The sequence below is a fragment of the Tissierellales bacterium genome (assembly GCA_025210965.1).
GTDB lineage: Bacteria > Bacillota > Clostridia > Tissierellales > JAOAQY01 > JAOAQY01.
The window spans coordinates 1-4,529 of sequence record JAOAQY010000237.1; the positions used below are offsets into that span (position 1 = coordinate 1).

The following is a 4,529-nucleotide window of genomic DNA, read 5'->3' on the forward strand; positions in this document are numbered from 1 at the left end:
CGAGTTAGTAAATAGAAGTAATAGATTTCATCAAATAATAAGGCGAGCATCTAAAAATATTGTTTTAGAAGAAACTCTTGAGAACATTGAAAAAATAATATCTCGAGACAGAAATATTTCTGCAGCTAATATGGATAGAACGATTGAAATATACGCAGAGCACAATGCTATTATCAATGCTATAGAAAAAAATGATATAAGTGAGTTAGAAAATGCAATAAGAACCCACATTCAAAATGGGCTCTCTTATTTCAAACAAAAAATAAACAACTAAAAATCAGAGCCAACCGACATATAACTTTTTCTGAAAGTCATTACTCGATTGGCTCTTTTTCACTTAATATCTAAACCTCAATTGATTTTCCTATATCACTTCTATACTGTGCTCCCTCGAAATTTATTCTATCTATTCGAGAGTAAATCTTTGCTCTAGCTTGCTTAAAATCAGAAGCCAAACAGCCAAATGCTATGACTCTTCCGCCATCAGTTTCTAATGCTCCATTTACCAATCTAGTACCTGCATGAAATACCATATATTCATCTTCTATCTCAGATATGTTTATATTCTTACCTTTTTCATACGCTTCCGGATAACCTTCTGACGCTAGTACTACACACAAGCTAACATCATCTTTCCACTTAAGTTCTAGTTCATCTAATTTCCTATCGTGAAGTGACATAAACACATCAGCTAGTGAATTTTCAAGCCTTGGAAGTATTACCTCTGTTTCAGGATCTCCAAATCTGACATTAAATTCTAGTACTTTTATGCCATTTTTTGTAAACATAAGTCCTATAAACAATATTCCTCTATAGTCCATTCTTTCACTATCTATTCCCACTTGAAATGGCTTAAGTATATTTTCTTCAATTTCTTTTTGAACATTTTCATCTTTTAATATAGGATTTGGAGAAAAGCAACCCATACCACCTGTATTAAGACCCAAATCTCCATCAAGTGCTCTCTTATAATCTCTAGCACTCTCAAGAGGTAATATTGTCTTTCCATCTACCAAACATATGAGTGAACACTCTGTACCTTCTAAAAATTCTTCTATCAATATATGCTTACCAGCTTCACCAAATTTGTCATTTATAAGCATATCATCTATAGATTTCTCCGCTTCCTCTGCCGTTTGTGCTATTATAACACCCTTACCGGCTGCCAATCCATCTGCCTTTATTACCACAGGATAATCGTAATCTTTTAAGGCTTCTTTAGCTCTGCTCGCATCAGTAAAGTTGCCATACCTCGCAGTAGGAATACCATATCTATCCATAAAATTTTTAGAATAAAATTTACTTCCTTCTAACCTTGCTTCTTTTTGTCCAGGACCTATTATTTTCAAATTCGCTTTTCTAAATTTATCAACTATACCATCTACTAAGGGTTGCTCTGGTCCTACTATAGTCATATCTATCCCTTGATTTCTTGCAAAATTCAATATTCCTTCATGATCACTCTCATCTAGCGCTATATTCTCTGCCATATCACTAGTGCCACCATTTCCAGGAACCGCATATATTTGACTGACTTTTGGATCTTGCCTTAGTTTCCAAATAATAGCACTCTCTCTAGCTCCCTTTCCTATCACCATGAACTTCATATTCTTCACTCCTTTTAATGCTTAAAATGACGCATACCAGTAAATATCATAGCTATCCCATGCTCATTTGCCTTCTTTATAGACTCTTCATCTCTGATAGATCCTCCAGGCTGAATAATAGCTGTTATACCTGCCTTGTGAGCGGCTGCAACACAATCATCAAATGGGAAATATGCATCAGATGCCATAACTGCACCTTCTAACATTTCTCCTCCTTGTTTTATACAGTTTTCAACTGCCCAAATTCTACTTACCTGACCCGGTCCTATCGCTACCGTTCCACCATCTTTTGCCATAGCAATACCATTTGATTTAGCATGTTTTACGGCTTTCCAAGCAAATATTAAATCAGTCATTTCACTTTCACTTGGCTCTCTATCAGTCACACAAGTATATCCATCTTTTATTAGAGAATCATCTCTATCTTGCACCAATAATCCTCCTAAAACTTTTTTTACTTCTCGAGCTTTATATGTTTTGTATTCTATATCTTCAAGTTTAAGTACCCTGATATTTTTCTTTTTAGTCAATAAAGCTAGTGCCTCTTCCTCATAATCAGGTGCAACAACTACCTCTATAAATATCTTTGATATTTTCTGTGCTGTCTCTAAATCCATAATCTCATTTGATGCTATTATACCACCATATATAGATACTGGATCACATTTATACGCCTTATCAAAAGCTTCTACTAGACTCTCTGCTGTACCTATACCACAAGGATTGGCATGTTTAACAGCAACTATAGTTTTTTGTCCCTCATATTCTTTTAATATATCAAGTGCTCCATTTGTATCGTGGATGTTGTTAAATGACAATTCCTTGCCATGAAGCTGAATAGCATCAGCTAAACTTCCTCTTTGTTCAAACACTTCTCTATAAAAACTTCCCTTTTGATGTGGATTTTCTCCATATCTCAAATCACTAATTTTTTCAAATGTCATAGTAAGTGTATCACTATTTGTATCAACTATTCCACCAAAATAACTAGATATAAGAGCATCATAATGTGCAGTTAAGTGAAATGCCTTAGATGCTAGGTATAATCTATAGTCACTTTGAACGCTTTCATCCAAATCAAGTACTTCTACCATTCTATCATAATCATTTAGATCAGTTACTATGTAACAATCTTTGTAATTTTTAGCTGCAGCACGTATCATAGATGGACCACCGATATCTATATTTTCTATGATTTCAGCATGCGATACGCCTTGTTTTTTTACAGTTTCTTTAAATGGATAGAGAGTATTTACAACCAAATCTATGTCATGTATACCGAGTTCTTTCTTTCTGATTTGATCGCTTTCATTGTCTCTCCTATTAAGTATCCCTCCATGAATCTTAGGATGAAGTGTTTTTACTCTTCCATCAAAACATTCAGGAAAATCTGTAACTGACTCTAAATCAATTATTTCTATACCTTCACTTTCAAGTTTTTTAGCTGTTCCACCTGTAGATAGTATCTCCCAATCTCTTTTGACTAACTCCTTAGCAAATTCAACTATTCCTGCTTTATCGTATACACTTATAAGTGCTCTTCTCGCCATTTTTTATTCCTCCTAATTCTATTTTCCCAAATTCTCAAAAGACCCATTTTCACAATAATATTTAACTGCCCTAACTAGCAATTTATGTTCTATTTCAAGTACTCTTTTTTGAAGTTTTAAAGCGCTGTCATCTTCAAACACATCACATGTTCCTTGAAGAAGTATAGGCCCTGTATCCGTTCCTTCATCAACTATGTGTACTGTTGCTCCAGTTTTGAATTCTCCTTCGTTTAGTACCGCTTCGTGAACTTTTATTCCATAATATCCCTTACCACAATACTTTGGTATAAGTGAAGGATGTATATTTACGATTTTATCTCTATAATGTGTAAACCAATCTTCACTGAGTATCTTCAAATAACCTGCAAGTACTACTAAGTCAACATTTCTAGCGTTCATTTCCTTTATAAGCCTCTTGTTATACTCGAATCTATTAGTATAATCCTTAGGTTCTATATATATGTTTTCAATATTTTCCATATTCGCTCTAGTAAGTCCATATGCCTCTTCCTTGTTTGAAATAACTAGAACTATATTTCCTATATCTTTCTTGTGAATTTCATCAATTAGCGCCTGTAGATTTGTTCCACCTCCGGATACCAACACGCCTATATTTACTCTAGACATAATTCGACTCCTTTTTCACCATCTACTATTTCTCCAAATAGAAATGCACCATACCCTCTAGACTTCAAATCATCAATTACAGCATCACTTATATCTGATTTGACTACAATAACCATTCCAACTCCCATATTAAATGTATGATACATATCATCTCTTTTGAGTTTTCCTTTTTCTTCTAGCCATTTGAATATTTCTGGTAACTCATAACTATTCAAATTAAGTTTTGCCATTTGACCATCTTTCAATATTCTAGGAATATTTTCATAAAAACCGCCACCAGTAATATGTGCTATTCCACTTAAATCAAATTTTGAAACCAATGGAAGTATAGCGTCAACATATATCTGAGTAGGTTCAAGAAGTACCTCTCCTATTGATTTATCAAAAGGTTTTTCTACATCATTTAAATCTACATTTGCAATTTCTATTATTTTTCTAACCAATGAAAAACCATTGCTGTGAACTCCACTAGATGGAACTGCTATGATTTGATCTCCGCTAGATACCTTTTCTCCTGTTATAATCTTCGATTTATCAACCGCCCCTACTGAAAATCCTGCTAAATCATATTCTCCATCCGAATAAAATCCTGGCATTTCCGCTGTTTCTCCTCCAATTAGAGCACTACCCGAATCCATACAACCCTTTGCAATACCAGCAACAATTTGCTCTGCTTTTTCTGGGTCTAGATGCCCTGTTGCAAGGTAATCCAAGAAGAACAGTGGTTTTGCACCATGACATATTA

5 protein-coding genes are annotated in these 4,529 nt (G+C 34.3%); 1 reads left to right on the forward strand and 4 read right to left on the reverse strand.

Annotated elements, in window-relative coordinates; all coding sequences use genetic code 11:
• On the forward strand, positions 1-274 hold a 274-nt coding region (locus N4A40_16695; protein ID MCT4663493.1), incomplete at its 5' end, for an FCD domain-containing protein.
• Positions 275-344: 70 nt separating this feature from the next.
• On the opposite strand, the gene purD is transcribed toward N4A40_16695, so the two are convergent.
• From purD to purM, 4 genes are all read right to left on the reverse strand, one after another.
• Positions 345-1,607 (reverse strand): phosphoribosylamine--glycine ligase, encoded by a 1,263-nt coding sequence (gene purD, locus N4A40_16700; GenBank protein ID MCT4663494.1) that lies wholly within the window; start codon positions 1,605-1,607, stop codon positions 345-347.
• A 14-nt stretch (positions 1,608-1,621) separates the two neighbouring features.
• Positions 1,622-3,157: a bifunctional phosphoribosylaminoimidazolecarboxamide formyltransferase/IMP cyclohydrolase gene (gene purH / locus N4A40_16705; protein MCT4663495.1), complete on the reverse strand. Its 1,536-nt coding sequence runs from the start codon at positions 3,155-3,157 to the stop codon at positions 1,622-1,624.
• A gap of 18 nt (positions 3,158-3,175) precedes the next feature.
• Positions 3,176-3,784, reverse strand: coding sequence for a phosphoribosylglycinamide formyltransferase (purN, locus tag N4A40_16710; GenBank protein MCT4663496.1), 609 nt, complete (start codon positions 3,782-3,784; stop codon positions 3,176-3,178).
• A partial coding sequence (gene purM / locus N4A40_16715; protein ID MCT4663497.1) for a phosphoribosylformylglycinamidine cyclo-ligase occupies positions 3,772-4,529 on the reverse strand: 758 nt, incomplete at its 5' end. The genes purM and purN, both read right to left, overlap by 13 nt.